The following is a 25,189-nucleotide window of genomic DNA, read 5'->3' as shown; positions in this document are numbered from 1 at the left end:
CACACACCGGGAGACCCCATGAAACTGACCGCAGAACTCAGCCTTTACCCCCTGCAGGACGAGTACATTCCCGTCATCCAGGGCTTTATCGACCGCCTGCGCGAGCACGGCGACCTGGTGATTGTCACCAACGCCATGAGCACCCAGATTTGCGGCGATTTTGACCGCGTGTTCGCCATTGTGCGCCAGGAGCTGAAGGCCAACTTCGAGCAGTTCGGCAAACAGGTGCTGGTGTGCAAGTTCATTCCCGGTGAACTGGAATTGCGCCGATGAATGAAGCCGGCCTGTCGCAGCACCTTGGCACCGCCCTGGCCGCCATGTCCGGCTGGGAACTGGTGGCCGTGGTGCTGGGAGTGGCCTACCTGCTGCTCGCGGTGCGTGAGAACCTGTGGTGCTGGTACGCCGCCTTTGCCGGCACCGCCATCTCGCTCTACCTGTTCTGGCAGGTGGGGCTGGTGATGGAATCGGCCCTGCAGGTGTACTACCTGGTGATGGCGGTGTACGGCTGGTGGCAGTGGCAACAGAGCCGGGGGGGTGCCCGGGACGAGGCGGGGCAGCGGCCCATCAGCCGCTGGAACCTGCGCCAGCACGCAGTGGCCATTGCCGCGGTGCTGGCCATCTCCGCCGTCAGCGGCAGCCTGCTGGCCACCTATACCGATGCCGCCATGCCCTACCTGGATTCCTTCACCACCTGGGGCGCCGTTCTCACCACCTGGATGGTGGCGCGCAAAGTGCTGGAAAACTGGATCTACTGGCTGGTGATCGACGCCGCTTCCATCTATCTCTACATCGACCGCGAGCTCTACCTCTTTTCGGCCCTGTTCGCGGTGTATCTGGTCATCGTGGTGGCCGGCTTCTGGCAGTGGCTGCACCACTACCGCGCGACCGCCAGCTGAGGCTGGCCCAGGTGCTGTCCCAGTGGCGCCACTGGGATTGCACCCCGCCGCTGCCCGCTGAGCCCCGGGTGGCCGCAGCGCTGGAGCCGGGCTTCAGCAATGACAGCATTCAAGTGGCCAGCGCCGACGGGCGGTGTTTTGTTGTGCGCCTGGACGGGGTTGACCCAAGCCATCACGGCATCAGCCGCCAGGCGGAGTGGCGCGCCCTGCACAGCGGCCACGCCGCTGGCATTGCCCCCCGGCCACGCTACTTCAACCCGGACCTGGGCGCGCTGGTGTGCGACTACCTGCCACGGGATGCCGAACAGCCCCAGCGCCCGCAGGACATTGCCCACCTGCTGCGCTGCATTCACGCCCTGCCCCCCCTGCACCACCGGCTGGACCTCGCCGAGCGCACGGCCCGCTACCGCCGCCACAGCCGCGCAGCAAGTGCCGACATCGCGCAGGCGCTGGCTGCAGTCAATGGCACAGTGGATGCGGTGCTCGCCTGGCAGCGCCAGCAGACCAGCCTGTGCCTGTGCCACAACGACCTGCTGGTAGCCAATCGCATCGTGAGCGGCGGCCGCCTGCAGGCGCTGGACTGGGAGTACTGCGCCATGGGCTCCGCCTGGTTCGACCTGGCGGTCGTCTGTGCCGGCGACGAACTGGCCCGCGCAGACAGCGAAGCGCTGCTCACCGCCTACCTGCAACAGCCGCCGCAGCCGGCCGACTGGCAGCACCTGGCGGCCTACACCCTGCTGTACCGGCATATTGAAGTGCTGTGGTTTGCCGGCACCGGGGCGCACGGCAGCGCAGAGAATGGCATCGACATGGGGGCCAAGCTAGAACGCCTGAAGGCTGCCGCCGCCCGGGTGGAGCGCCTGGGGCTGCCCGGGGAGTAACGCGGGCAAGGCGCTAAAATCGCCCCAGCGGTTCAGTCGCGGAAGTTGGTGAACTGCAGGGGCTGCTCGAAGTCCGCGGCTTTTAACAGGGCAATCACCTGCTGCAGATCGTCCCGCTTCTTGCCGGTCACCCGCACCTGCTCGCCCTGAACCTGGGCCTGCACCTTGAGCTTGGCATCCTTGATCATCTTCACCAGCTGCTTGCACTGGGCGCTGTCCAGGCCGTGGCGCAGGGTCACGGTTTCCTTCACCAGCTTGCCCGAGGGCACCGGCTTGCCGCAGTCCATGGCGGCCGCGGAAATATCGCACTTGATGAGCGCGGTGCGCAGCATGTCTTCCATCTGGGTGATCTGGAAGGCGGCTTCTGCGGTGATTACCACGGTGCGCTCATCGCGCTGGAACGACGCCTCCACACCCTTGAAATCAAAGCGGTTGCTCACGATACGCCCGGCCTGGTCCACCGCGTTGGTGAGCTGGTGCAGATCCACTTCCGATACCACGTCGAATGATGGCATAGTGCCTTGTCCTCGCCACTGCATGCATTGAGGTGCACATGGTAATGCGGCCCCCGCAGTTTACAATCCCCCGGCGGGCCGGTTGAGCCGTGCCCCCGTCCCCCTGGCACATACTGGGCTGTGGCGCCATGGGCCGCCTCTACGCCGCCCAGCTCAGCCGGGCCGGCATCCACGTGGTGCTGCTGCCGCGACAGGCGCCCACCGCCAAGCTGCTGGATATCGAGATCACCGGGCTCAGCCACAGCCGCCACACCCTGCCCTGGGAGCCGCCAGGCGCCACCGGCCCCATCCACCAGTTGCTGGTGTTTACCAAGGCCTACGATGTGGCCCCCGCGCTGGCGGGCATCGGCCATCGGCTTGGCGCCAACAGCCGGGTGATTCTGATGGCCAACGGCATGGGCTATGCGCAGCAATTACACCCCCGCCTGCCAACCCTGCGGCCGGCATTTGGCACCAGTACCCAGGGCGCCCACCGCGGCAGCGGCGCCCAGGTGCAACATGCCGGGCACGGCGCAACCCGCCTTGGCATGCCAGGTGTACCGAAGGCGCCGGACTGGTTTGCCCCCCTGGAACAGGCGCTGCCCGACTGCCGCTGGGAAAGCGACATCAATAGCGCCCTGTGGCGCAAGCTGGCCATTAACTGCGCCATCAACCCCCTCACCGCCCTGCACCATTGCCTCAATGGCGAACTGGCAGCGCGGCCGGCACTGGCGCAGCAGGTGCGGGCGCTGTGCGCGGAAATCAGCACGGTGGGCGCAGCGGCTGGCCAGCAGGCGGCCCTGGCCGGGCTGCAGGAGCAGGTGTTCGCCGTGATCCACGCCACCGCCGGCAACCGCTCGTCCATGTTGCAGGACCTCAGCAGCGGGCGGCGCACCGAGGTAAGCTACATCAACGGCTTTTTAGTGCAGCAGGCCCGGCAGCACGGCATTGCCGCCCCCCTCAACCAGGCCCTGTTGCAGGCGATCACCGCCAAAGAGGCCGCCATAACATGACGCTGCCAACGACAATACCGCTCGCTCCCGTGCTGCTGGCCGCCCTGGCTGTGCCAGCGCTGGTGCTGGCGGACTACCGCCAGTGGCGCCCCGGGCGCTACCTGTGCAAACCACTGGCGGCCCTGGCCTTTGTGTGGCTGGCCTGGGTGCTGGGAGCTACCCACAGCGCCTATGGCCAGTGGCTGCTGGCGGGCCTGTTCTGTTGCCTGCTGGGGGACCTGCTGCTGATGATCGAGCGGCAAACCAGCTTCCTGGCCGGGCTCGGCGCCTTCCTCATCGGCCACCTGCTGTACATCGTCGCCTTCTGCCAGCTGCCCCTCGCGCCCGGCGCGCTGTGGTTCAGCGCCCTGCCGGTGGCGCTGCTGGTGGCCGCCAGCTGGCGCTGGCTGATGCCCCATGTGCCAGGCGATATGCGCCCGGCGGTGGGGCTGTATATGCTGGTGATTGGCGCCATGTTGCTGGCTGCGTCGCTCACCTGGCAGCACGCGGCAGCGCTGTGGATTGTGCCCGGGGCGGTGGGCTTTGCCCTGTCCGACCTGGCGGTGGCGCGGCAGCAGTTTGTGCGGCCCGGGCGCAGTAACGGCCTGTGGGGCACCCCCCTCTATTTTGCTGCCCAGCTGCTGCTGGCAGCCTCCGCAGCCGCGGTTTAGATAGACGCCGCGGTTTAAATTGAGGCCGCAGTCTAGGTGGGAGCAAAACTGTCCTTTGCTACATCGGCGATCACGGCATGCCAACGCACCAGGGGCATGCCGGGCAATAGCACCGCCTGGTGGTAGCGATCCACCCCGGCGCCGCTGCGGGCCAGCCCCAGCAGGCACATCTCAACGCCGCAATGCAGGCTGATCGCCAGGGTTTCATCCGCCGGCGGCGGCGCGCGGTTGCCAGCCACCATTCCCTGCGCCGAGGGGCAGCCTTGCGGCGCGTTGTAAAACTGAAGGCGCCCGTTCTGGGCCAGTGCCGCGGTGCAAACCTGCTCCTGCAACCAGCTGAGGGTGAAGCCCTGCGGCAGGCGCGCCGCGGGGCTCAAGTCAATACGTGGCAGGGCCATTGCCACCCGGTGGGGCTGGGGCAGCAGGCGCGCCAGCAGCAGCCCGGAGGCCAGCAAGGCCGCCCCGATAGCCAGCAGGCTCCAGCGCCGGCTAAGCAGGCGGCGCATATCCTGCAGTGTCAATAGTTCCAGGCCGCGCCAGTCGGCCAGTTGCGAGACTCCACGATGGGGGAAATCTGGCGGCAGGGGCGGCGGCAGGAACGTATCCGGCTCGTCCTGCAGGCTACCGGCCAGCTCGGTCAGCACGGGCCGCTGCAGGGACTGGGGCCGCTCATGGGCCAGGTGGCGCAGCATCTGGCGGACACGCTGGATGTTGTCGGGCCGGTCACCCGGGGCGGCCTGCAGCAGGTGGTGGATCAGTTCCCGCAACGGCGCAGGCAGGGCTGTGCCATCCACCAGCGTGTCCGGCAGCGGCGGCGCCTCGGCCGAGCGCAGCCGCGCCACATCAAGCTGGCCGCTTGCAATAAAGGGGTGTTCGCCACTGGCCATGCGGTACAGCAGGCAACCCAGGGCAAACAGGTCAGAGCGCACATCCAGCGGGTCGCCCGTTAGGTGCTCGGGGCTGAGGGCGCTGGCGCTGGCCGCACCCTGCTCACCGGCCCAGCGACCCGGCGCGCGGGCAATGCCAAAATCCGTCAGCACCGCGCGGCCCTTGTCCGACACCAACACATTGCTGGCTTTTAAGTCACCATGCACGATGCCCTGCCGGCGAATCGCCGCCAAGGCCGCCACCACATCGGTGGCGATACCGAGCAATACACTCAGTTCGAGGGCGCCACGACTCTCAAGCAACGTCTCCAGATCCGTTCCTGGCACGTAGGCCATGATCATTGCCAGATAGTGCCCGGCCAGTATCACGTCGTGAATCTTCACCACCCGTTCGCTGTCGATGCCGGCGATGATGCGCGCCTCCTCCACCACCTTGCGGCGCGCCCTGCGCCCGGCCGGCAGGTGGTAGAGCTTGATCGCCACCTGCCGCTGCAGGCGGGCATCGTAGCCAAGGTAGACACTGCCCTCGCCGCCACGCCGGATCAGGCGCAGCACCCGGTAGGGGCCGATGCGGGCCGCGCCAATGCGGGCCGCGCCGATGCCGGAACGTCTCACGTATCGCCGCGCTGTCGCAGGCGGGCGCGCAGCCCCTGGGCCGATACCCGCAGCGCAAGTGCCGCGCGGCGCTCGTCGCCAGCGGCCGCGGCCAGGGCGGCATCCAGCTCGCCCTGGGCAAGCTCGCTGGCAAGGCGAAAGCCGGCCTCCTTCAGGCGCCGGTACACTGCCTGGCGCGACAGCCCCAGCCGGCGCGCGGTGGCCGCCACTTCGTAGCCGCTGGCCACGTGCGCTGCGCGCACATCGTCAAGGGTGACCTCAGCCAACACCCGGGCGCGGGCCTGCGCCGCTTCCTGCGGTGCCTCGCTGACGCCCTGCAGGCGGGCCTCCAGGGCCGGCGGTATGCTCAGCTGGCCGCCACTACCCAGCAGCAGCTGCCGGGCGGCGTTGGCCAGCTCCCGCACATTGCCGGGCCAGTCGTAACGCGCCAACCGCTGCACCACCTCGGCCCAGCGCGCTATCAGCATGGGGTCGGCATCCAGCGATGGCAGCAGGGCCTCGGCATCCAGCGCCGCCGCCTCCCGGCGCACAAAGGCCAACAACAATTCACCAATGTCCTCGCGCCGCTCGCGCAACGGCGGCAGCAGCAGCTCAAAGCTGCCAAGGCGATGGCGCAGCGCACCGCTGAAGCTGCTGGCTTCGGTATCCAATTCACTGTCGGTAGCGGCAATCACCCGCACATCCACTGCCTCCAATGCGCCGCCCACCACCTGCACCTGCCGCTGCTGCAAGGCCCTGAGCAACTGCGGCTGGATCTCCACCGGCGCATCGCCGATCTCGTCGAGAAACAAGGTGCCACCCTCGGCCTGGCGAAAGTAACCCGGGCTGGCCGTGGCCCCAGTGTAGGCACCGCGCACGCTGCCAAATAGCAACGCGGCCGCCAAACCTACGGGAATGGCCGCCATGTTGATGGCCACCAGCGGCTGCTGCGCCCGGCCGCTGACACGGTGCAGTGCATTGGCGACCTCCTCCTTGCCGGTGCCGGTTTCGCCCAGCAACAGCACGTCCAGGTCGGCGGCGCCCGTCCGGGCGATCTGCTGGCGCAATGCGCACAGGGCGGCACTGGAACCGAGCAGGGCCGGCGCTACCTCCTTGTGCTGCTCGCCGCGCGGCGGCCCGCTGTGCACCCACAGCACCACCGCGTGGCCCAGCTGCAATATACAGCCGGCATCCAGCGTCGCGCGATCCAGGGCAACGGCTTCATCGCCCAGCAACTGGCCGTTCAGGCGACAGCGGCAGGCCCCCGGCTGGCGCGCCAGGCGCAGCCCGTGCTGGTCGTACTGCAGCAGCAGGGCCTGGCGGGACACATGGCGCTCTTCCAGCGCGGCCTCCTGCCCCGTGCCACTGCAAAAGGCCGGCTGCAGGCGGCCCAGCGCAAGGGATTTGCCGCGCGGGCCCAGGGGCAGCTCGCACCAGTGGCCGATACGTTGTGGGTCCGGATGAAAAAGAATGGTCAGGCTGAGGACGCAGGCGGGGTAATCCGCGGCGAGGCTGGTGATCAGGGCAGGGTGGGTCGCTTCCGTGATGGGCGGGTCAGACATGGGCGAGGTTTTATAGCTGGCATTATTGGACTCACGGCGAGTTTAGCATCGCACGGTATTTAGGCCAGTCAAAAACGTGCCCCGGGTCGGTCTTGCGCCCCGGGGCAATATCGCTGTGCCCGGCGATACGATCCGGGCTGAGCCCCGGCAGGGACTGCAGCAAGCACCGGGTAACGGCCGCCAGCGCCAGATACTGGGCTTCGCTATAGGGCGTATCGTCGGTGCCCTCCAACTCGATGCCGATGCTGAAGTCGTTGCAGTTGTCACGGCCCTGGTAGCAGGACTGGCCGGCGTGCCAGGCCCGCTCCAGCAGGTTGACGAACTGCAGCACTTCGCCGCTGCGCCGTATCAGCAGGTGGGAGGAAACCTGCAGCCCGCGAATCTCTTCAAAAAACGGGTGCATGCCCCAGTCCAGGGTGTTGGTAAACAGGCGCTCGATACCTTCGCCACCGAACTCCCCGGGGGGCAGGGAGATGTTGTGGATCACCAGCAGGTCGGGCTTCACCCCCGCCGGGCGCGGCCCGAAATTGGGCGAGGGAACAATGCGCGCCGGCCGCAGCCAGCCCTGCTCCAGATAAAAAGGCATGGTGCCTTCTGTTGCCGTGCCGTGGGGGCTTTTGTGGGGGCGTTGGCTATCTCGTGGCATTTACACCTCCGCCTTATCGAAAAAGGAGCCGAAAAAAGGAGCCGAAAAAAGAGTCGAAAAAACCGCAAAACGCCGCAGAAGCCCCTAAAAACGCGGTGAAAGCAGATGCAGCAGCTAAATCGCACTGCAAGATAGTAGCGGCGCCCGCCGCAGCGCTCAATGCCGCCGGGCGACTTACGACTGCCGCTGCACTACCTGCGACCAGCCATGGGCTCCCCTGACGCCCCGCGGTGCAACTGGTAGAATCGCAGCCCCTGCACGATGAGACACCCCCATGCTGAAGCTGCCCGCCGACATCATTCACCAGAACGTTCAGGCCGCCCTCGCCGAGGACATTGGCAGCGGCGACATTACCGCCGAACTGATCGGTGCGGATACCCGGGCCACTGGCCGGGTTATCACCCGCGAAGCCGGGGTGCTGTGTGGCCGCCCCTGGGCCGACGCGGTATTCAAGGCGGTGGACCCGGACATACAACTCGCCTGGCAGCACGAGGACGGCGCCACCGTGGCCGCCAACGACACCCTGTTCACCTTCAGCGGGCCGGCCCGCGGCCTGCTCACTGCCGAACGCAGTGCGTTGAACTTCCTGCAGCTGCTGAGCGGCACCGCCAGCGCCTGTCGCCGCTATGCCGACCAGGTGCGCGGCACCGGCGTGCGCCTGCTGGACACCCGCAAGACCATCCCCGGCCTGCGCATGGCGCAGAAGTACGCGGTGAGCTGCGGCGGCTGCCACAACCACCGCATTGGCCTGTTCGATGCTTTCCTGATCAAGGAAAACCACATCAACGCCTGCGGCGGCATTGATAAAGCGGTGCAGTCGGCGCGGCAGATTGCACCGGGCAAGCCGGTGGAAGTGGAAGTGGAATCCATGGATGAGCTGGCCCAGGCCCTTGCGGCCGGCGCTGATCGCATCATGCTGGATAACTTCAGCCTGGAAAAAATGCGCGAGGCCGTCACCCTGGCCAAGGGCAAGGCCGAACTGGAAGCCTCCGGCAATATCACCGACGCCACCCTGCGCCCGGTGGCAGAAACCGGCGTGGACTTTATCTCCATCGGCGCCCTCACCAAAGACTGCAAGGCGATGGACCTGTCGATGCGGCTGGACTGAGGCGCCCGCCGCAGTGCATTAGCCGCCGGCAATGGCCTCCCGGCTCACCAGCACGCCATTGTTGTCGGCGTAGATATAGTCGCCCGGCGCAATCTCCACCCCGCCAAAGTGCAGGGCAATACCCTGCTGCCCTTCGCCGCGCTTGTCGGTTTTGACCGGCACGGTGCCCAGGGCCTGCACGCCGAGGTCGGTGCGGCCGATCTCGTCCACGTCGCGAATCACCCCGTAAATCACCAGCCCGGCCCAGCCGTTGGCCGCGGCCTGCTCGGCCAGCATGTCGCCCAGCAGGGCGCGGCGGCGGGAGCCGCCGCCGTCCACCACCATCACCCGGCCCTCGCCGGGCTCCCCCACCAGGGCCTTGACCAGGGAGTTGTCTTCAAAGCACTTGACGGTGACCGCGCGGCCGCTGAACTGGCGGCGCGCGCCGTAATTGCACCAGGGCAGCTCGATGGCCCGCGCCTCGGGGGCGGCGTCCGACAGATCGGGGGTAGGCAGCATTGTCACGGGGCGTCTCCTTACAACCAGTTTTCAGGAAAGGCTTGCAGTTGGCCGCCGGCGCCGCGCAGCGCACCCGCGTGGCCGGCGCAGCGCGGCAGCAGCACCTCGGCATAAAAGGCCGCCGTGGCGATTTTGCGCGGGTAGAAATCCCGCGTCTCACCCGCGGCGATACGCTGGTGGCACAGCAGTGCCGAGCGCGCCAGGTGCCAGCCGCCCAGCAGGTAACCCGCCTGCATCATGTAATCGAAGGAGCCGCCAAGGGCCACGGCGGCATCGTCCTTGAGCGCGGCCACAATGTGTTCGGTGGTGTCGCGCAGGTCGGTCGCTGCAATGACCAGGGCGGCGGCAATGCCATCCAGGGCCGCCTCGCCGGTGGCTTGCAGGGCCGCCGCGGTATCCGCCACCTGATCCAGCACATCCAGCATGGCGCCGCCGCCGTCGCGGCCCAGCTTGCGGCCCACCAAATCCGCCGCCTGAATGCCGTTAGTGCCTTCGTAAATGGCAGCAATGCGCACATCGCGCAGGAACTGGGCGGCGCCGGTTTCTTCCACATAGCCCATACCGCCGTGCACCTGCACACCGAGGGAGGTCAGCTCCTGGCCCACCTCGGTCATCCAGCCCTTGATCACCGGGATCATCAGGTCTACCCGGGTCTGGGCGCCGGCGCGCTCCGCCTCTGGCCCGGCATGGGCCAGGTCCATGCTCAGCGCCTCGGTGTACACCAGCGCGCGCATGGCTTCGTTCAGGGCATTCATGGTCAGCAGCATGCGCCGCACATCCGGGTGCTGGATGATCGGCACGCCGGCCTGCACCCGCTCGCGGGCGTACTCCACCGCCTGCTGGTAGGCGCCCACCGACATACCCAGGCCCTGCATGCCCACCTTCAGGCGGGCCTCGTTCATCATGGTGAACATGCATGCCAGGCCGCGGTTTTCTTCGCCCAGCAGGTAACCGATGGCGCCGTCGTTGTCGCCAAAGGCCATCACGCAGGTGGGGCTGCCGTGAATGCCGAGCTTGTGCTCCACCGACACCGGATAAACGTCGTTGCGCTCGCCCAGGCTGTCGTCCTCGTTCACAAGGTATTTGGGCACGATGAACAGGGAAATGCCCCGGCTGCCCTCTGGCGCGTCGGGCAGCTTGGCCAGCACCAGGTGAACAATGTTGTCGCAGGCCTCGTGATCGCCCCAGGTAATGAAAATTTTCTGGCCGTGGATGCGGTAGTGGTCACCCTCCGGCACGGCGCGGGCCTTCATCACCCCCAGGTCGGAGCCGGCGCCGGATTCGGTCAGGTTCATGGTGCCGGACCACTCGCCGCTGTACATCTTCGGCAGCCAGCGATGCTTTTGCTCGTCGCTGCCGTGGGCGGCAATGGCCAGCGCGGCACCGGCGCTCAGCATGGGCTGTAGGGCAAAGGCCATGTCGGCGCTGTTCCACATCTCAAAGGCGGCAGTGGAGTACAGCTCCGGCAGGCCCTGGCCGCCGTAGTTGGGGTCGGCGGCAATGCCGAACCAGCCGCCCTCGCCCAGTTGCTTGAGCGCCTCGGCATAACCGGGCGATATGGCCACCTTGCCATCGGCACAGGTGGCCGGGTGCTCGTCGCCCACCCGGCGCAGGGGCGAAATGACATCGCCCGCCAGCTTGGCGGCCTCTTCCAGCAGGGCGGTGGTCAGCTCCGGCCCCACGCCCAGCTCGGCGTAGGCTGGCAGGTCTCCCAGGCGGCTGCCAGCGTCCAGCAGTTCATCGATGAGGAAGGTCATATCGTCAAGGGGCGCGCGGTAATTGGCCATGGAGATACCCGTGTGTTGAATCAGCAAACAAGAGGAGTTGCCGCCCCACAGGCGGCAGGATTGGCAATTGTATCGGGCCGCGTATAATTTCGTAAATTAATCCACCGCATCCCAGGCATTCACTGGGTGAATAATTTGCCGGGGAGCCGACGTGAACCTGAACCGTATCGACCTCAACCTGCTGGTCTACCTGGACGCCCTGCTGCGCGAACGCAATGTGACCCAGGCCGCCAATCAGCTGAACCTGTCCCAGCCGGCCATGAGCAACGGCCTGCGGCGCCTGCGGGAGCTGTTCGATGACCCCCTGCTGGTGCGCACCTCCGACGGCATGACCCCCACCGAGCGGGCGCTGGAGCTGGAGCCCATCGTGCGCGAGGTGCTGACCGAGATCGACCGCGCCGTGCAGCCGCGCTCGGCCTTTGAGCCGGACCAGGCCAGCCGCGTGTTTCGCATCATGGCCAGCGACTATGCCGAATCCACCCTGCTGCCCACGGTGCTTGGCAAGCTGCGCACCCAGGCCCCCGGGCTGACCCTGGACATCATGACCCCCTCGGACGTGAGCTTTCTGGACGTGGAGCGCGGCAAGGTGGACATGGTGATCAACCGCTTCGACTCCATGCCCCAGTCCTTCCACCAGATTCACCTGTGGAACGATTCCTTCTCCTGCCTGCTGAGCCCGGAAAACCCCCTGCTGGATGACTTCACCCTGGACAGCTACCTGAAGGCCAACCACATCTGGGTGAGCAAGACCGGCATGGGCGTGGGCGTGGGCGTGGACCCAGACGACGTGCAGCGCCTGGGCTGGGTGGACAGCGCCCTGGCCAAGCTCGGCAAAAAGCGCCAGATTCGCGTGTTTACCCGCCACTACCAGGCCGCCATGACCCTGGCGGAGCAGAACGATTTGGTGGTTACCCTGCCCACCCGCGCCGCCATGCTCAAGCGCAACAACCCGCGGGTGGTGCTGCGCCAGCCGCCGCTGGACATCCCGCCGCTGGAGCTGAAAATGGCCTGGAGCCCCCTGCTGCAGCACAACCCCGCCAACAAATGGCTGCGCAAGCTGATCGCCGACACCGCCCGGGAGATGGACGGACAGGCCCCGCTGCCCTGACCGCTGCGGTGCGGCGTTGCCGCCTCAGCCGCCGAGGGTGATGTAGCGCTCGATGCCGATGGCCTGCAGAAAGGCCTGATCGTGGCTCGCCACCAGCAGGGCGCCATCGTAGGACCCTAGCCCCGCCTCCAGCGCGGCAATGGCCTCCAGATCCAGGTGGTTGGTGGGCTCATCCAGCAACAGCAACTGCGGCGGGCGCGGCCCACCCAGCACACAGGCCAGGGCCGCGCGCAGGCGTTCGCCACCGCTCAGGCTGGCCACCGGCTGCAGGGCGGCAGCGGCCCGAAAGCCCAGGCGCGCCAGCGCCTCGCGGCAGGCCCCTTCGGCAAGGCCCGGATGATAGCGGCAAAAACTCTCCAGTACCGTGCCATGCGCCTGCAACAGCGCTGCGCGCTGGTCCAGCCGTGCGCAGTCCACCTGGCATGCCACGCTGCCACTGAAGGGCTCAAGCTCCCCCGCCACCAGCGCCAACAGGGTGGACTTGCCCGCCCCATTCGGGCCAACAAGCGCCACCCGCTCGGGGCCTCGAAGGGCGAGTGACAGCTGCTGCAATACCGGCTGCCGCAGATCATAGCCGGCGTTTACCGCCTCCAGCGTGAGCACGGTTTTGCCGGCGGCCAGGGCGCTGGAGGCAAGCTCCACAACCACTGGCTTTTGCACCTCCACCTTCTGCCGCGCCGCCTGCAGCGCCTGTTCGGCCTCGGCCTGGCGCGCCTCCCCAAGGCGCACACTACTGCCACCGCTGGCCTCGCTGCGCTGCTTTTGGGCATCCAGCAGAATTTTGGGCGCATCGCCCCTGGCCCGCTTGCGCCGCCCCGCCCCGTCGGTGCGCGCCTTGCGCTCCAGGCGCTGCTGCGTGCTGCGCTGCACTGCGGCCAGTTGCTTGCGGGCATCAGCAACCTCGCGCCCGATGGCCGTAAGCTCCGCCTGCTTCTGGGCACGGTAGTGCTGCCAGTTGCCCCCGTAGCGGGTGGCCCCAAGGCTGGTGAGTTCGACTATGCTGTCCATCTCACCCAGCAGTTCCCGGTCATGGCTGACCACCAGCGCACCGCCATTCCAATCCGCCAGCAACTGCAATACCGCCCTGCGGCCGTCGCGGTCTAGGTCGTTGGTGGGCTCGTCCAGCAGCAGGTACTGGGGCTCTTTAAACAGCAGCGCCGCCAGCGCCAGGCGAGTACGCTGCCCGCCGGAGAGTGTATCAATGGACGTATCGGCGGCTACCGCAAGGCCAGCGCCGGCAATGGCGCTTTCAAAGCGTGCCGGCAGGGTCCAGTCCGCCGCACTAAAATCTCCCAGCGACCCGTGCCCGGCCTCAATGCGGGCCAGGCGCGCAAGGTCCTCGCCAATGCCGAACAGCGCGGCCACCGTGCCCCGGGTAGCCGCGCCATGGCCCTGGCGCAGCCAGCCCAGGCGCAGGGGGCAGTCAATGCTGCCGCTGTCCGGGCGCAGGTCGCCGGCCATCAGGCGCAACAGGGTGGACTTGCCCACACCGTTGCGGCCCACCAGGCCGGTGCGCTCGACGGATAAGCTGAGATTGAGTTGACTGAAGAGCGAGTGCCCCTCAGGTGTTAGCGCGGTAACCCCACGCAGGGTGATGACAGAAGCAGGCATGGACAATTCCCCGAACCGCAAGCATGAAACGATGCGCGACAAGCCAGAAACTGGCGGGAATTGCGTAATCCATCGTTTTTACTCCTGTGGTCAGAGAAGAGGCCAAGCAACATTGAATGTCGAGCCTGGCATAGCGGCCGGCCATGTTACTCCCTGCCTTCGGCGATTGCCATGCTCGCTCTGGCGCCGGCTACAGGGCCACGCCGTTGACGCTGCCGCTGACGACCGCCGCCTCCGGCACGAACTGCGCGTCGCTTTCCAGCAAGAGGATGCCCGTGCCCTCACCAATCCAGTTGTAGGATTCGCTGGTTTCACCGTTGACGGTGTCGTAGCGACGCACCCGACAGGCATCAAAGGTTCCCGCCGGTACGGTAATGGACTGGATACCCTCGTAAATGAAGCGGGAACGGATGTGTTGCAAGGTCTGCGGTGCGCTGTTATCTGGAAAAGTCAGCTCAATCGTATACTCAGTGGTGTACTCATCGCCGACCTGGAGGTCGAAACGCTGTACAAACGGCGGAGTGAAAACACCGACAACTTCCTGCCTGACCGGAGTGATCGACACCTGCTCGCTGCCCACGGTATCCACCCGGAAGGCGCCCATGTCCACCCGGTGGTAGGTGGTCAGTTCAAAAGTGGCGTTCAGGGGGCCGCTGTCAGAAACGGCTTCCTTCAACACCATGGCAGGCTGGCCGCGGTACGGCTGCGGCCCGGAGACTTCGCGCCGCGTGCGCCGGGTGCCTTCTTCGACACCATCGTCGTAGTGTTGGCGGGTAATATCAGAGCGATAGCCGCTCTGGTACATTGCGGTGTTCACACAGGCCCGGAAAGAGCGGTTTTCCAGGGGGCCTAAATCACCCTGGCGCGCAAAGACGGGCTCCAGGTGAAAAACGCGATCGGATTCCAGCACCGCCATCAGCCCCTCGTTACCGGCGAATCCCTCGGTGACCAGCCGGCAATCCCTGGGGCCACCACCGCAGAGCCGATCCTGTCCGCGGCGCCAGCCGGTAAACACAAAACCCGCCGCCGGCGCGCCGCTGAAGCGCTCGTCGAAGAAGACATCCACGACATCCACTGTGCACACCTGCCCCTGAGGGCAGTCGAAGGCACCGCTGGCGCTGACCACCTGACCGCCCTCCGGTACGCTGATCCTCACTTTGCAGCCCGCACTTGATCCCACCAGGACAAGCACCAGAAACAGCCTGGTCATCCGCCGACCCACGCCCTCACTTCCCATTGGCATCCCCACCTTTTTTCCTGGACAGGCTCCAGTATAGCCAGGCTGGCAGCGCTTGGGTCACGAGCGAGTTCTCCATGCTCCATGCTACATCCCCCTTGCCAGGCTCACCGCCCCCCATGCCGTTCATTCTCGATGGGGTTAGCAACCAGCCCTATAGGCATTCGCCAAGCGAATGACCGCGATAAAAACGATAAATTAGCTAAATTATAGGTGCCCTCCTAGAATTCGGCTTTACTTGACTCGACTTGATTTCACGTCATTTCACTTCGAACGACCCGCCGCCACGGGCGGCCAGCAAAGGATGTACAGCATGAGTGAGCGTATCCAGCAAGGCGGCCTGCAGATTGCCGCCGTTCTGCACGACCTGTTGGAGCGGGACATCGCACCGGGCACCGGCATAGCACCGCAGGCCTTCTGGGCCGCGCTTGAGGCCATTGTGAACGACCTGGGCCCCCGCAACCGCGAACTGCTGGCCGAGCGTGACGCCCTGCAGGCCAAAATTGACGCCTGGCACCGGGACAACCCGGGCGCCAACTACGACCGCGGGGCCTACAAAGCCTTCCTGCAGGAGATCGGCTACCTGCTGCCGGAGCCGGGCGACGCCACCATTGCCACCGAAAATGTGGACGATGAGATCGCCACCCTCGCCGGCCCCCAGCTGGTGGTGCCGGTCATGAACGCGCGCTACGCCCTGAACGCCGCCAATGCCCGCTGGGGCAGCCTGTACGACGCCCTGTACGGCACCGACGTGATTCGCGAAGACGGCGGCGCCCAAAAAGGCCCGGGCTACAACCCGGTGCGCGGCGACAAAGTGATTGCCATGGGCCGCGACTTCCTGAACGCCCACTGCCCCCTGTCCACCGGCGACCACAGCCAGGCCAAGGCCTACACCGTGGTAGGCGGCGCCCTGCAGGTGGTGCTGCAGGAAGGGCAGATCGCCTCCCTGGCCGACCCGGCCCAGTTCCGCGGCTACGCCGGCGAGCCCAATGCCCCCACCAACGTGCTGCTGCGCCACAACGGCCTGCACATCGACATCCAGATTGACGCCACCCACCCCATCGGCGCCACCGACCGCGCCGGCGTGAAAGACATTGCCCTGGAAGCCGCGCTGACCACCATCCAGGACTGCGAAGACTCCGTGGCCGCCGTGGACGCCGACGACAAGGCCGTGGTGTACCGCAACTGGCTGGGCCTGATGCGCGGCGACCTGAGCGAATCCTTCAGCAAGGACGGCGGCACCCACACCCGCCGCCTGAACCCGGATCGCCGCTTCACCGGCGCCGACGGTAGCGAACTGGTGCTGCCCGGGCGCAGCCTGATGTTTGTGCGCAACGTGGGCCACCTGATGACCAACGACGCCATCCTCGACCGCGAGGGCCGGGAAATTCCCGAGGGCATCATGGACGGTATGTTCACCGTCCTGATCGCCCTGCACGACCTGCGCAAAAGCGCCGATGAAGCGCGCAACTCGCGCCGCGGCAGCGTGTACATCGTCAAGCCGAAAATGCACGGCCCGGAGGAAGTGAGCTTTACCTGTGAGCTGTTCGACCGCATCGAGGACGCCCTGGGCCTGGCGCGCAACACCGTCAAGCTCGGCATCATGGACGAGGAGCGCCGCACCACCATCAACCTGAAGGAGTGCATCCGCCGCGCCCGCGAGCGGCTGGTGTTCATCAACACCGGCTTCCTCGATCGCACTGGCGATGAGATTCACACCAGCATGGAAGCCGGCGCCATGACGCCCAAGGGCGCCATGAAGCAGGAGCCGTGGATCAACGCCTACGAAGACTGGAACGTAGATACCGGCCTGGCCTGCGGCCTGCGCGGCCGCGCCCAAATCGGCAAAGGCATGTGGGCCATGCCGGACCTGATGGCCGACATGCTGAAGGCCAAAATCAGCCACCCCCAGGCCGGCGCCAACACCGCCTGGGTGCCCTCGCCCACTGCCGCCACCCTGCACGCCACCCACTACCACACCGTGAACGTGGCCGCCCGCCAGGAAGCGCTGGCCAGCCGCGAGCGCGCCTCGCTGGATGACATCCTCAGCATTCCGCTCAAGGGCGCAGAGGGCCTTGGCGCCGAGGACATCCAGCGCGAGCTGGACAACAACGCCCAGGGCATTCTCGGTTACGTGGTGCGCTGGATCGACGCCGGCGTGGGCTGCTCCAAAGTGCCGGACATCAACAACGTCGGCCTGATGGAAGACCGCGCCACCCTGCGCATCTCCAGCCAGCACATCGCCAACTGGCTGCGCCACGGCGTGTGCAGCGAACAGCAAGTGCGCGAAACCCTGGAGCGCATGGCCGCAGTGGTAGACGCGCAAAACGCCGGCGACCCGAGCTACCGCAACATGGCGCCGAACTTTGCTGACTCCGTTGCCTTCCAGGCGGCCTGCGAACTGGTGTTTGAAGGTTGCGCCCAGCCCAACGGCTACACCGAGCCGGTATTGCACCGCCGGCGGCGCGAGGCGAAGGCCAAGCACGGGGCGTAACTCTGCCCCATTTTTTGCTTCGACAATACCATCCTCGTCAAATAGCGTAGTTAAAGGTATTACCTTTAACTACCGGAGGCCGTATGGCCACACCAACCTCCATCAAGCTTGATGACGAACTGAGAAGCCGGATTCAGCACCTGGCTGATCACCGCCGGCGCTCGGCCCACTGGCTGATGCGGGAAGCCATTGAACAGTACGTGGAACGCGAGGAGCGGCGCGAGTGCTTCAAGCAGGAAGCCCTCAAAGCCTGGGAGGATTGTCAGGCAAACGGACTGCACGTCACCGGAGCCGAGGTAGAGCGCGGGCTGGGGGAGCAGCCGCGTCGCCCGGCACGAGTTCCTCTATCGATCCAACGAGACCACTCCGTCGCCCCAGCGCAGGCTGGGGCCCTTCGTTAAAACAACATCAAGCCGACTGCTGCAGCGCCGTGCGACCCAGGGCGGTCATCGGCTCCACGTAGTCGTAATCCAGCGCTTCGGCCACCGCTTCGCAGGTGATCATGCCGGCGTGTACGTTCAGGCCATTGCGCAGGTGGGGGTCGCGGTCCAGCGCGTCGCCCACGCCCAGGTTCGCCAGCTTGAGGGCGTAGGGCAGGGTCGCGTTGGTGAGCGCCATGGTCGAGGTGCGCGCCACGCCGCCCGGCATGTTCGCAACACAGTAATGCACCACACCGTCCACCACGTAGGTTGGGTCCTGGTGGGTGGTGGCGCGGCTGGTTTCAAAGCAGCCACCCTGGTCAATAGCCACATCCACCATCACCGCACCCGGCTTCATCCGGCTGACCAGCTCGCGGTTGATCAGCTTCGGCGCCGCCGCGCCGGGGATCAGCACAGCGCCCACAACCAGATCGGCTTCCAGCGCGTGGCGCTCGATGGCATCCGCCGTGGAATAGATGGTTTTCAGGCGCCCGCCAAAATGCATGTCCAGTTCTTTCAGGCGTTCCAGCGACTTGTCGAGAATGGTGACATCCGCCCCCAGGCCCATCGCCATGCGCGCCGCGTTGATGCCAACCACACCGCCGCCAATCACCAGCACCTTGGCCGGCTCAACACCCGGCACCCCACCCAGCAGCATGCCGTTGCCGCCCTGGGCCTTTTCCAGATTGTGGGCACCGGCCTGAATGGCCATGCGCCCGGCTACTTCGCTCATCGGGGCCAGCAAGGGCAGGCCGGCGCCGTCGGACGTCACGGTCTCATAAGCGATGGCCGTGGCGCCAGACTCCAGCAGCAGGCGGGTTTGCTCCGCGTCCGGCGCCAGGTGCAGGTAGGTAAACAGCAACTGCCCCGGGCGCAGCTTGCGGCACTCGTCGGGCTGGGGCTCCTTCACCTTGATGATCATCTCCGCCCGCTTGAAGATCTCATCCGCGCTGGCCACGATCTCCGCGCCGGCGCTGCGGTACTGGTCGTTATCAAAACCAATGGCCAGGCCACCGTCCTGCTCCACCAATACCTGATGGCCGTGGCCCACCAGCTCCTTGACGCCGCCGGGGGTCAGGCCAATCCGGTATTCGTGGTTCTTAATTTCCTTGGGTACGCCAATCAACATGTGAGCCTCCTTGGTCTAGGCCATAAAAATTCTCTAATCCACCAGTCTAGAAGTCGTTTATAGAGATTTTCACTGGAGTTTTTTGGCCAAATCAGTAAATTCCTAAGCCAAAGACAAGAAGACAGCGCTTTCAGCTATTTAGGCATCAATTGGCATTAGAAGCGCCGCTTTTTATAACCAAATCATCAGGAACACCATGGAACGCCGCGCCCACACCCTCAGCCGCATTGACCGCAAAATCCTCCGGCTGCTACAGAACGACGCCCGCATGAGCTATGTGGACCTGGCAAAAGAAGTGGGCCTGTCGCCCACCCCCTGCAAAGAGCGCATCAAACGGCTGGAGCGCGAGGGCATCATTCGCGGTTACCAGGCCATTCTGAACCCGGAATACCTGGACGCTGGCCTGGTGGTGTTCGTGCAGATTCGCCTGAACCGCACGGCCCAGGACATCTTCGAGGAATTTAAAAACAGCGCCTTCGACCTGCCGGAAGTTCAGGAGTGCTACCTGGTCTCCGGCAACTTCGACTACCTGATCAAGGCCCGGGTAGCCGACATGACCGCCTACCGGGAATTTCTGGGGGAAACCCTGCTTACCCTGCCAGGTGTACTGGAATCCACCAGCTACGTGGTAATGGAGCAGGTAAAGGAAACACTGGCACTCAAAGTGCCGTACTGATCATTCCTCGTCCGGGTCCGCGTCGGCATCCTTGTACTGCAGGTTTGTGAGCTGCTCGGACAGCAGCCCCATCAGGAAAATAATCATGCCCGCCAGCACCAACAGCGTGCTCATATTGGTAAAGCGCAGCGAGCCCGACGCCGCCCAGGCCAGCAGGTAATTGAGAAAGCCAATCCCTGCGACTGCCACCGACGCGGGAAAATACACCTTGAGCGGCGAGTACAGCGTGCCGATCTTGAAAATAATCAGCAGAAAGCGCACCCCATCACGCAGCACATTGATGTGGCTCTTGCCCACCCGCTGCGACACCGAAATGGGCACAAAGCCCACCGAATAGCCCGCGCGAAAAAACGCCATGGTGGACGTAGTGGGGTAACTGAAGCCATTGGGCAGCAAATACAGAAAGCTCAGAAACTTCTTGCGCCGCACCGCGCGAAAGCCCGAGGTAAGGTCGGGGATATCCTTGTTCACCATCCAGCTGGCCAGGCGATTGTAGAAACTGTTCGCCCCCCAGCGCGCAATACTGGCCTGATCCGACAGCCCGCCCCGCGCGCCCACCACCATGTCGTAGCCTTCGTCCATCCTGTACAACAGGCGGGCGATATCCATCGGGTCGTGCTGGCCATCGCCGTCCATGAACACAATCACATCGCCACTGGCCGCACGGGCGCCCGCCTTGATGGCGGCACCGTTGCCCTTGCTGTAGGGCTGCGAAAGCACCCTCACCCCGGCAGCCTCGCAGACACCGCACGTGCCATCCGTTGAGCCATCATCCACTACAATCACCTCCGCCTCGGGGTAGAGTTCCATCAGGCGCGGCAAGGTGGCGGACAGGCCTTGTTCTTCGTTTTTTGCGGGGATGATGATGGAAAGTGCCAACTTAACGTTCCCTATAAAGTGCCAGCGTTTGCTGCTCCGCATCAGTCAACTGGCTTTGCGCCATTTTTCGATCAAGCTGCGAAATGATGTTTTTAGCGTCGCTCACTTTACCCAATGCTGTTTTGAAATGCAGCTGCATAAGCAAACCTTGAGTATGGTTGGGCTGCTGCTGCAGGAATAAACTGACATATTCACTTGCAACGTCAAACCTTCCGAGTGCATTTTCCAGCACCGCCAACGACCAGTACACTCCGGCGGAGGCCGAAGCTGGCTCTATATCGACTTGAAAGCGATCTCGCAATCTATCTGCCAGCCTCAAAGACTCACCCGTGTCGCAACGCCCATCCTGAAGCATCCTTGCCAATACCAAAACCTGGTTGGACTCACTGACTGGGCGCGAGGATCCTGCAAGCTCAGACACATCGTAGAAGCTGTCTGGCAGCTTTTCATTAGCCATGCAAGCCAATGCCACTTCACGCACAATCCGATCACCCACTCGCTCGCCGGCTATGCGGCTCGCCCGGCCAGAATATTCCAGCGCCGCAGGGAGCGCACCGACAGCAGCCAGTTGAACTGCCATATCGCTATTCGCCCTGAATGAATTGGGATGCGCCAATACGTTGTTGATACGCAACAGTGGACTACTTGACCACATCTGGGCCTGAGAACCGGTTTTGATAAGTAACAGCCCGACAGCAACCACCAGATAAGCCCTCACCGGCGCAGAGGTTGCTGGAAAACGGCGCACAAACAATGAGGCAAGTGTAACTACCAGCAGCGCTATACCCATCATCGGAAAATAATTTCGATGCTCAAAGTACAGCTCAAGGGGCAGCACCGTCGATTCAGTACTGTGACCAAACAGGTAGAACGCAACACAAAAAACAAGCCGCCTGCCAGTTGGCCATTGCAGAGCAATCAAACAACCCGCCAGCACCGCAAACCAGGCCGCCAAAGACCAGATAGTTGTTTGCGGATTGAACAGTGATTTCGAGACAACAACGTCGTCGTGGTATACGCCAAGCCGCATTACATCAGGCAGGAAAAACTGCCGCAGGTAATCCCAGAGGATTCTTGACTCAGTCAACAAGCGTTCTGTAAGCGTAAATTCGCGTATTTCAAACCCGGCTAGACTGCCCTTGGCAAAGGTAATAAACGCAAGGCATACCAGTAGCGCACCGATGCCGACACCCATCCATGCCAGCCGCTTCAGCAAAACGGCACGAGTCCCGCCCACGGCCGATTGCTGCAGCCACAAAAGCTCCATACACACCAGCACAGGGAGCACCGTAATCGCAGTCTCCTTGGAGTAGAGTCCAAGCAGGAACGAAGCTCCAATGGCCGCCAGCAGTCCCGCGGAGAAACGACCTTCGAGGAAGGCCTTACGCCAGTAGCAGTAGGCGACCAAAGCGCCCAGGGAGAACACCGCCGCCAACATCGCCATCCGCTGAACAGAGTAGAGCACGGTGCTGACGAACAGCGGAGCAACCATCCACAACCCGGCGCCCAGTACTGCCCAACTCGCGGCAGATGGCACACCGGCACTTTGCAACAAGAGTAGAAAAAGCCAAGCCAGTAACGAGCCAGCGAGCAAGTGTAGAACTACGTTGTTCTGCTTGGTGACCGCAGACACATCCCCCTCATAAAGCCAGCGCTCCAGCGCAAAGCTTGCTACCGAAACAGGTCGACCCAAAGGTCCGGAGCGATTTCCCTGGACGTAATCCATCGCTTCTGCTGCATTGCCCTCGATGTACTCGCGGCCTTCTATGCTGGAGAAATCATCCAGCATTGCCGGCCCATGAGTACCTGGCAAGTAGGCCCACCACAGCAGGCCGCACAGCAATACGAATCCTATGAATGGGCGCCAGCTAGCAGCCAGAACGCTCATCTTATTTCGCCGCATTTGCATCATCACGGAACATTGACTTGATCGTCGACGAATAGAGCCGCAATCGATCGTGCTCAACCCATCGCATCACCGCACTGTACATGCCTTGCACGTCACCCAACTCGGCATAGCCAAGGATCAATTCCTGATAGTACCCAAGTGTCGATGGGTGCTCTTTCAGCAATGCTTCCAGCGCAGCAACGCGTTGCTCTGGCCCCGCACCCGTCTGCTCGAGAAAGCGGTAGCGATATCCCACCTGCTTGGCACTTTCCGGGAACCTGCGTTGAATGGTGTCGAACAACAGCATGGCCTTTGCTGGTGAAGTGGGGCAGCTTCCCGCACCCATGCAGTTTGCAAGCATATCGAGGGCATTCCAGTCAGACGCCTGCAAGGCGCTGGTTTGAACCTGCTCGAGAAGACGCTCGTACCACCGCCCGGACGTATCCAGCGCTGTGAAATAGCGCGTGTCCAGGTAGTAAAGCAAGGCCAGGGCCGCAATATCACTTGGGTTGTTCTGGTGCATACGCTCGAAGTGGTGGCGGGCGAGAAGCAGGCTTTCTGTAGCCTGCCCGTCGCTCAAACCCAGAGACTCACGGTGGCGATGCTGCCGCAGAAGAGCGTTGCCATAGAAATAGTGGGAGCGCGCAGACGCTGGATGACGAACCACATCCGTCCTGGCCAATTGGACTTCATCCGACCAGTCATTAACCCGCAGAGATAGCATGGCGGCCATCAGTCCCAACCATACGGCGCATACGATTTGCATTACTTTTAGCGAGTAGTGCTCGCGCAAGCCCTGCCCCACCAGCCCTGCAACCGCAATCAATAGCCCGATGGAAGGTAAATAGTTGCGATGCTCATACACCATCTCCAGCGGCACAAAACTCGATTCCATGATATGAGCGATCAGGAAAAAAACTGTGCCGAATACCAGCAGTGGCCAGCGCTTGCGATAGGCTAGCAGCACGGCGCCCAACGCGAGCCAGATAAGTACTGAAACGAATGTGGTAAGGGGCTGGAAAAGACTGCGCGAAATGGCAATGTCATCGTGCTGGAAAGCCATTGCAAAGTTGTTTGGCACTAAAATCCAGTAAACGTAATGCCAGAGAACCCGGGCCTGAGTCAGCAGCCTTTCCTCCAGACTGAAGTTTCTACGCTCAAATCCGGCTGCCAACCAGTCGTACTGGGTAACTGCAATCAGCACCAGCAAAACAGCAGGGGTGAGCAGAGCCAGCCTGCCTAGTTGTTTAACGAGGCTATTCTCTAGCCCCGCCCACCGACCACGGAAGCATGTGACCTCGACTACGGGGATCAGCCAGAACAGTAGGATGCCATTTTCCTTGGACAGAACGGCCAACGCACCAATCAGCAGGAGCCAAAGTGCAGTTGCTATCAACTCATCCGGTGCAGCGCCTCGCTCCGCCCAGACCTTTCGCCTCGCGACATAAACCACAAGCCCTAGCATTACAAAGAGGGTAGAAAGTTGCGCCATCCGCTGCACGACGTAAAGCACAGAAGACACGTGGAGGGGATTGAACAACCACAGCATTGATGCCAGCAGTGCCAGTTGAGTGGCATTCTTACCAAATCGTCTGCCCATTGCTGGTGACAGAAAGACCTGGCAGGCGAATACGAAGATCAGAATCGCTATCGCGCAATGAATCAGTGTATTCGTGAGTTTCAACTGGAATGCTGAAAATTCGCCAGCTACCGCATGGTTGAAGGCAAAGCTAAGCATACTGATAGGGCGACGGAGAGGACCAGCGTTAGAACTCCATGCCGCGCTGCGCCAATTGTCAAATTCGGCACCATCAATTTTGACTACTGAATTTGAGGTCAAAGCGACATGGTCATCAAAAAGCAAGATACCAGAACAGCCAGCGCCATATACGACAATAGACACTACCAATGCAGCCACTAGTAGCAGCCACTGTCGAGTTTGTTTAGCGGAAATCAAAATACCCGACCTTGAAATAGTAGGCTTAGAATTGGAGGTACCGCCTGAACCTTTGTTTTCTTAAAATTCGAACTTACCCAAAGGAAATAAAAAAGCCCAACGCCTATAGCATCGGGCTTTCTAAAAATTGAATCTGGCTATTAGGTTAACGCACCCGGATCAGCCCCGACAGTTTGCCGGAAGATACTTGGCAGCAACCGCGTTAGAGCCAGAAGGATCGGGCCTGCACTTCCATGTAACCTTACGAGTAATGCTATCAGTGGTGCCTGACAACTGGAAGGTTTGATTAGCAGTAGCGCCAGGTATAACTGCCGACTTAACTGAAACTGTTAAGAGTGCACCACCAGTCGCTCCAGAGCTTGAGGTGTAATCAAGCGAAGCCACAATTTCAGTATTGGGGTTCGTATTAATTCCAGCGATCGTTTCACTAGCCGGCATAAATCCGTTAGCCGAGTAATATTCCGCCAACGACGTTTTTGCTTCGGCCATTACCGCTAGCGGCTCACTCATCTTCGCCCGCACCGTATAATCCTGATACGCCGGCAGCGCAATCGCGGCCAGAATACCGACGATCGCAATCACGATCATCAGTTCGATCAGGGTAAAGCCCTGTTGAACCTGTTTTTGCATTTTCATTGCTTGCTCCTTTTATCCCCTGGGGATGCTTTCGCTTGGCCGACCCACCGTGAATGAGCCTGTCGCCGGGCCATAGCAGCAAGGACTGTGCCATGTGTGCGTAGCAGCCCCCTTCGCGGCATTTGATGCGACGCGCGTC

23 protein-coding genes are annotated in these 25,189 nt (G+C 63.4%); 10 read left to right on the top strand and 13 right to left on the bottom strand.

Features of this window, described 5'->3' with window-relative positions; all coding sequences use genetic code 11:
• The first annotated feature begins 18 nt into the window (after positions 1 to 18).
• From DDZ17_RS19345 to DDZ17_RS19335, 3 genes are read left to right on the top strand one after another with little or no spacing between them, the layout of a single operon-like run.
• Entirely contained in the window at positions 19 to 273 is a 255-nt protein-coding gene (locus DDZ17_RS19345; protein ID WP_116368630.1) for a YkoF family thiamine/hydroxymethylpyrimidine-binding protein, read from the top strand.
• The gene (pnuC, locus tag DDZ17_RS19340; protein ID WP_116368629.1) at positions 270 to 896 is read left to right on the top strand and encodes a nicotinamide riboside transporter PnuC; all 627 of its coding nucleotides are present in this window, start codon (positions 270 to 272) and stop codon (positions 894 to 896) included. Before DDZ17_RS19345 ends, pnuC begins: the two co-directional genes overlap by 4 nt.
• The gene (locus DDZ17_RS19335; RefSeq protein ID WP_157976737.1) at positions 863 to 1,777 is read left to right on the top strand and encodes a phosphotransferase; all 915 of its coding nucleotides are present in this window, start codon (positions 863 to 865) and stop codon (positions 1,775 to 1,777) included. Before pnuC ends, DDZ17_RS19335 begins: the two co-directional genes overlap by 34 nt.
• 32 nt (positions 1,778 to 1,809) lie before the next feature.
• Here the strand turns inward: DDZ17_RS19335 and DDZ17_RS19330 are convergent, their stop codons facing one another.
• Positions 1,810 to 2,292 (bottom strand): YajQ family cyclic di-GMP-binding protein, encoded by a 483-nt coding sequence (locus DDZ17_RS19330; protein ID WP_116368628.1) that lies wholly within the window; start codon positions 2,290 to 2,292, stop codon positions 1,810 to 1,812.
• An 89-nt stretch (positions 2,293 to 2,381) separates the two neighbouring features.
• Between DDZ17_RS19330 and DDZ17_RS19325 the strand changes: the two genes are divergently transcribed.
• Both DDZ17_RS19325 and DDZ17_RS19320 read left to right on the top strand, forming a co-directional pair.
• Positions 2,382 to 3,284 carry a 2-dehydropantoate 2-reductase gene (locus tag DDZ17_RS19325; RefSeq protein ID WP_157976736.1) on the top strand — a complete coding sequence of 301 codons (903 nt, stop codon included), beginning with the start codon at positions 2,382 to 2,384 and terminating at the stop codon, positions 3,282 to 3,284.
• The gene (locus DDZ17_RS19320; protein ID WP_116368626.1) at positions 3,281 to 3,934 is read left to right on the top strand and encodes a lysoplasmalogenase; all 654 of its coding nucleotides are present in this window, start codon (positions 3,281 to 3,283) and stop codon (positions 3,932 to 3,934) included. The genes DDZ17_RS19325 and DDZ17_RS19320 overlap by 4 nt, the downstream gene beginning before the upstream one ends.
• Positions 3,935 to 3,966: 32 nt before the next feature.
• Here the strand turns inward: DDZ17_RS19320 and DDZ17_RS19315 are convergent, their stop codons facing one another.
• From DDZ17_RS19315 to ampD, 3 genes are read right to left on the bottom strand one after another with little or no spacing between them, the layout of a single operon-like run.
• Entirely contained in the window at positions 3,967 to 5,436 is a 1,470-nt protein-coding gene (locus DDZ17_RS19315) for a serine/threonine-protein kinase (RefSeq protein WP_157976735.1), read from the bottom strand.
• Entirely contained in the window at positions 5,433 to 6,977 is a 1,545-nt protein-coding gene (locus DDZ17_RS19310) for a sigma 54-interacting transcriptional regulator (RefSeq protein ID WP_116368624.1), read from the bottom strand. The genes DDZ17_RS19315 and DDZ17_RS19310 overlap by 4 nt, the downstream gene beginning before the upstream one ends.
• A gap of 31 nt (positions 6,978 to 7,008) precedes the next feature.
• Positions 7,009 to 7,563, bottom strand: coding sequence for a 1,6-anhydro-N-acetylmuramyl-L-alanine amidase AmpD (ampD, locus tag DDZ17_RS19305; protein ID WP_116368623.1), 555 nt, complete (start codon positions 7,561 to 7,563; stop codon positions 7,009 to 7,011).
• A 334-nt stretch (positions 7,564 to 7,897) separates the two neighbouring features.
• Between ampD and nadC the strand changes: the two genes are divergently transcribed.
• Complete coding sequence (gene nadC, locus DDZ17_RS19300; RefSeq protein ID WP_116368622.1) at positions 7,898 to 8,731, top strand: carboxylating nicotinate-nucleotide diphosphorylase; 834 nt, start codon at positions 7,898 to 7,900, stop codon at positions 8,729 to 8,731.
• A gap of 18 nt (positions 8,732 to 8,749) precedes the next feature.
• On the opposite strand, the gene rraA is transcribed toward nadC, so the two are convergent.
• Positions 8,750 to 9,229: a ribonuclease E activity regulator RraA gene (gene rraA / locus DDZ17_RS19295; protein ID WP_193940634.1), complete on the bottom strand. Its 480-nt coding sequence runs from the start codon at positions 9,227 to 9,229 to the stop codon at positions 8,750 to 8,752.
• A 17-nt stretch (positions 9,230 to 9,246) separates the two neighbouring features.
• Positions 9,247 to 11,016, bottom strand: a complete 1,770-nt coding sequence (locus tag DDZ17_RS19290) for an acyl-CoA dehydrogenase (protein WP_116368620.1) — start codon at positions 11,014 to 11,016, stop codon at positions 9,247 to 9,249.
• 151 nt (positions 11,017 to 11,167) lie between these two features.
• On the opposite strand from DDZ17_RS19290, the gene DDZ17_RS19285 reads away from it, so the two are divergent.
• A complete protein-coding gene (locus DDZ17_RS19285; RefSeq protein ID WP_116368619.1) occupies positions 11,168 to 12,124 on the top strand; it encodes a LysR family transcriptional regulator in 957 nt (318 codons plus the stop codon).
• Positions 12,125 to 12,148: 24 nt separating this feature from the next.
• Here the strand turns inward: DDZ17_RS19285 and DDZ17_RS19280 are convergent, their stop codons facing one another.
• Together DDZ17_RS19280 and DDZ17_RS19275 are read right to left on the bottom strand one after the other, a co-directional pair.
• Positions 12,149 to 13,735 (bottom strand): ABC-F family ATP-binding cassette domain-containing protein, encoded by a 1,587-nt coding sequence (locus DDZ17_RS19280; RefSeq protein WP_116368618.1) that lies wholly within the window; start codon positions 13,733 to 13,735, stop codon positions 12,149 to 12,151.
• Between the two features lie 190 nt (positions 13,736 to 13,925).
• Complete coding sequence (locus tag DDZ17_RS19275) at positions 13,926 to 14,945, bottom strand: hypothetical protein (RefSeq protein WP_116368617.1); 1,020 nt, start codon at positions 14,943 to 14,945, stop codon at positions 13,926 to 13,928.
• A 340-nt stretch (positions 14,946 to 15,285) separates the two neighbouring features.
• On the opposite strand from DDZ17_RS19275, the gene DDZ17_RS19270 reads away from it, so the two are divergent.
• Together DDZ17_RS19270 and DDZ17_RS19265 are read left to right on the top strand one after the other, a co-directional pair.
• A complete protein-coding gene (locus DDZ17_RS19270) occupies positions 15,286 to 17,466 on the top strand; it encodes a malate synthase G (protein WP_116368750.1) in 2,181 nt (726 codons plus the stop codon).
• Between the two features lie 83 nt (positions 17,467 to 17,549).
• Entirely contained in the window at positions 17,550 to 17,867 is a 318-nt protein-coding gene (locus DDZ17_RS19265) for a CopG family ribbon-helix-helix protein (protein WP_116368616.1), read from the top strand.
• 7 nt (positions 17,868 to 17,874) lie between these two features.
• On the opposite strand, the gene ald is transcribed toward DDZ17_RS19265, so the two are convergent.
• On the bottom strand, positions 17,875 to 19,014 hold the full coding sequence (ald, locus tag DDZ17_RS19260; protein WP_116368615.1) for an alanine dehydrogenase: 1,140 nt from the start codon (positions 19,012 to 19,014) through the stop codon (positions 17,875 to 17,877).
• Positions 19,015 to 19,210: 196 nt separating this feature from the next.
• Between ald and DDZ17_RS19255 the strand changes: the two genes are divergently transcribed.
• Positions 19,211 to 19,690, top strand: a complete 480-nt coding sequence (locus tag DDZ17_RS19255) for a winged helix-turn-helix transcriptional regulator (protein WP_116368614.1) — start codon at positions 19,211 to 19,213, stop codon at positions 19,688 to 19,690.
• Here the strand turns inward: DDZ17_RS19255 and DDZ17_RS19250 are convergent, their stop codons facing one another.
• The 4 genes from DDZ17_RS19250 to DDZ17_RS19235 form a co-directional block, all read right to left on the bottom strand.
• Positions 19,691 to 20,569 (bottom strand): glycosyltransferase family 2 protein, encoded by an 879-nt coding sequence (locus DDZ17_RS19250; protein ID WP_206613599.1) that lies wholly within the window; start codon positions 20,567 to 20,569, stop codon positions 19,691 to 19,693.
• A 1-nt stretch (position 20,570) separates the two neighbouring features.
• Entirely contained in the window at positions 20,571 to 22,457 is a 1,887-nt protein-coding gene (locus DDZ17_RS19245) for a hypothetical protein (RefSeq protein ID WP_116368612.1), read from the bottom strand.
• 1 nt (position 22,458) lies between these two features.
• Positions 22,459 to 24,360, bottom strand: a complete 1,902-nt coding sequence (locus DDZ17_RS19240; RefSeq protein ID WP_157976734.1) for a hypothetical protein — start codon at positions 24,358 to 24,360, stop codon at positions 22,459 to 22,461.
• A 213-nt stretch (positions 24,361 to 24,573) separates the two neighbouring features.
• On the bottom strand, positions 24,574 to 25,050 hold the full coding sequence (locus tag DDZ17_RS19235; RefSeq protein ID WP_421910469.1) for a pilin: 477 nt from the start codon (positions 25,048 to 25,050) through the stop codon (positions 24,574 to 24,576).
• Positions 25,051 to 25,189 lie beyond the last annotated feature (139 nt).

It is taken from the genome of Parahaliea mediterranea (assembly GCF_003402235.1).
Classification (GTDB): domain Bacteria; phylum Pseudomonadota; class Gammaproteobacteria; order Pseudomonadales; family Halieaceae; genus Parahaliea; species Parahaliea mediterranea.
Note: the sequence above shows the minus strand (reverse complement) of the source record. Positions and strands in the feature narration are given on the sequence as shown.